Genomic DNA, 942 nt, shown 5'->3' with positions numbered 1-942 from the left:
TGCCTCCACCGCGCGGCCCTTGAGCGCGAACAGGCCGCGGGGGCGCTTTTGGATGAACAGGATGATCAGCACCAGGATGGCGATCTTGCCGAGCACGGCGCCGGCCTCGCGCAGCGGGAAGGCGTGGGTCTCGGTCCGGATGCCGGCCTGCTGCGCCACCTTCAGAAAATCGACACCGTCCTGCCGGGTGAGGTTGGCGACCGAGACGAGCTGGCGTTCCTCCCACAGCAGGTCATACGGAAAGCTCGGGATGTCGCTCATGTGGATGCCGGCGCACACCACGCGGCCGCCTTTGCGCACCGCCTTCAGCGCCGCGGGCACCAGGCTGCCGACCGGCGCATAGATGATCGCGGCATCGAGCGGCTGCGGCGGCAGCTCCTCCGAGGCGCCGGCCCACACGGCGCCGAGGCTGCGGGCGAAGTCCTGAGCGGCGCCATCGCCGCCGCGGGTGAAGGCATAGACCTGCCGCCCCTGCCAGCGCGCGACCTGCGCCACGATGTGCCCGGCGGCGCCGAAGCCGTAGATGCCGAGCCGCTCGGCGTCTCCGGCGATCACCAGGGAGCGCCAGCCGATCAGTCCGGCGCACAGCAGCGGCGCAATCGCAACGTCATCGCCGGCCTCGCCGAGCGGAAACGCGTAGCGCGCGTCGGCGATGGCGTGAGACGCAAAGCCGCCGTCGCGGGTGTAGCCGGTGAACAGCGGCGCGTCGCACAGATTCTCCATGCCGCTTCGGCAGTAGCGACACACCCCGCAGGTGTGGCCGAGCCAGGGAATCCCGACCCGGTCGCCGATCTGATGGCTGGTGACGCCTGCGCCGACCGCCGCGACGCGGCCGACGATCTCATGGCCGGGAATGATCGGATAGCGGATGTTCGGCAATTCGCCGTCGACAACGTGGAGGTCGGTGCGGCAGACGCCGCAGGCACTCACCGTAACCAGCAC

General features: G+C 70.3%; 1 protein-coding gene. It reads right to left on the bottom strand.

Annotation, left to right across the window (positions count from 1 at the left end):
* The coding region (locus DYI24_RS27180; RefSeq protein ID WP_246701396.1) for a zinc-dependent alcohol dehydrogenase family protein at positions 1-942 on the bottom strand (942 nt) is incomplete at both ends.

This window comes from Rhodopseudomonas sp. BR0C11, assembly GCF_010820945.1.
Lineage (GTDB): Bacteria > Pseudomonadota > Alphaproteobacteria > Rhizobiales > Xanthobacteraceae > Rhodopseudomonas > Rhodopseudomonas palustris_H.
Note: the sequence above shows the minus strand (reverse complement) of the source record. Positions and strands in the feature narration are given on the sequence as shown.